Annotated in this window: 2 protein-coding genes; both read right to left on the bottom strand. The window is 71.8% G+C overall.

Going from position 1 to position 1,880, the window contains the following annotated elements; genetic code table 11:
* Positions 1-570: universal stress protein (locus AB0G02_RS37810; protein WP_360804596.1), on the bottom strand; the 570-nt coding region annotated here is incomplete at its 3' end.
* 137 nt (positions 571-707) lie between these two features.
* A partial coding sequence (locus AB0G02_RS37805) for an ArsB/NhaD family transporter (protein WP_360804593.1) occupies positions 708-1,880 on the bottom strand: 1,173 nt, incomplete at its 5' end.

Below are 1,880 nucleotides of genomic sequence, written 5' to 3'. Positions count from 1 at the left end.
GTCACCCGTCGCGTGCAGCAGCACGTCGTCGGCGCCGACGTGCGACGCGAACTCGAAGGCGAACCGCACGGCCCGACCGCCGGCCGGTGAGCCGTCCACTCCCACCACCACCGGACCCTCCGCCGCACCGGACGCCTGCTCCGGCACGACGACGACCGGGCGTGAGCACGACTGGACCAGCTGCGACGCGACCGACCCCAGCAGCACGCCCCGCACACCGCCACCACCCGAGTGGCCCGTCACCACGAACGCCGCGCGGTCCGCGCCGCGGGCCACCACGTCCGCCGGGTCACCGGGCACGACGCTCGTGCGGACCTCCACCGGCCCCAGGGCGCGACACCGCTCCGCCAGGCCGTCCAGCAGGTGCACCGCCCACCGCCGCAACGACTCCTCGTCCGACGCCCCCTCCGGCTGGTGCAGGTGCACCTGGTCGTAGACCGGCCAGCGCAACCCGTGCACCAGCGCCAGGGGCAGGCCCCACGCCACCGCCTGCCGCGCCGCCCACTCGGCCGCACCCGCCGCGCCGTCCGTGCCGTCGACACCCACCACGACCTCATCCGCCCGGATCACCACGCGGCTCCCTCCCAGGGCTGGTCATCAGCTTCGCTCGCGGACCTCCGTGCGGCGCAGCGCCTTCGCGCGGGAGTGCGGACCGACCGGGCGATCACGACCACTATCGCAGATCGGCCCACCGCCGGTCGGCGGCCTCAGGCGAGCACGAAGTACCGCAACCACAGGTAGGGCAGGACGAGCAGCATCGACAGCCCGGCGACGACCAGGCCGTAGCGGGTGAACTGCCAGAAGCTGATCGGCGTGCCGTTGCGGGCGGCCAGGCCGAGGACCACGACGTTGGCGCTCGCACCGACCGCGGTGGCGTTGCCGCCCAGGTCCGCGCCCAGCGCCAGCGACCACCACATCGCCTCGGCCTGGGGCGTGCCGCCCTGCGCGGCCACCAGGTCGGCCACGATCGGCGCCATGGTGGCGACGTAGGGGATGTTGTCCACGATCGCGGACAGCACCGCCGACACGCCCGCCAGCGCGATCACCGCCACCAGGGGCTGCCCGCCCACGGCGTCCGCGAGCGCCTCGGACACCTGGTTGATGACGCCGGTCTCGACCAGCGCGCCGACCATGACGAAGAGGCCCATGAAGAAGACGAGGGTCTCCCACTCGACGTCCGCGATGGCCTCCTCGGTGGTGACCTCGGAGATCAGCACCAGCAGCCCCGCGCCCAGCAGGGCGACCACGGACGGCTCGACGTGCAGCAGGCTGTGCAGGGTGAACCCGGCCAGCACCAGGGCGAGCACGACCAGGCTCTGCACCAGCAACGTCCGGTTGCGGATCGCGTCGCGCTCCGACAGCGCCATCACCTCGGCCACGCGCTGCTCGTCGTAGCGGAACGCGTCGCGGAACAGCCACCGGCACACCACCACGAACACCACCATCAGCACGACCACGAACGGCGCCAGGTGCACCAGGAAGTCGTTGAACGACAACCCGGCCCGGCTGGCGATGATGATGTTCGGCGGGTCACCGATCAACGTCGCCGTGCCGCCGATGTTGGACGCCATCACCTCCGCGATCAGGAACGGGATCGGGTTCAGCCCCAGCCGGTCGCACACCAGGAACGTCACCGGGGCGATCAGCAGCACGGTGGTGACGTTGTCCAGCGCCGCCGACGCCACCGCCGTGATCGTCACCAGCATCACGAGCATGAGGTACGGCTTGCCCTTGGCGCGCTTGGCGGCGGCGATGGCCAGGTACTCGAACAGGCCGGTCTGCTTGATCACCCCGACGATGACCATCATGCCGAGCAGCAGGAACACCACGTTCCAGTCGATCCCGGCGTCCAGCGAGTGGAACGCGGTCTCGCCGTCGGT

The sequence above is a fragment of the Actinosynnema sp. NPDC023658 genome, from assembly GCF_040639995.1.
Classification (GTDB): domain Bacteria; phylum Actinomycetota; class Actinomycetes; order Mycobacteriales; family Pseudonocardiaceae; genus Actinosynnema.
The sequence above is the reverse complement of the archived record's forward strand: the minus strand, read 5'-3'. Positions and strand labels throughout refer to the sequence as shown.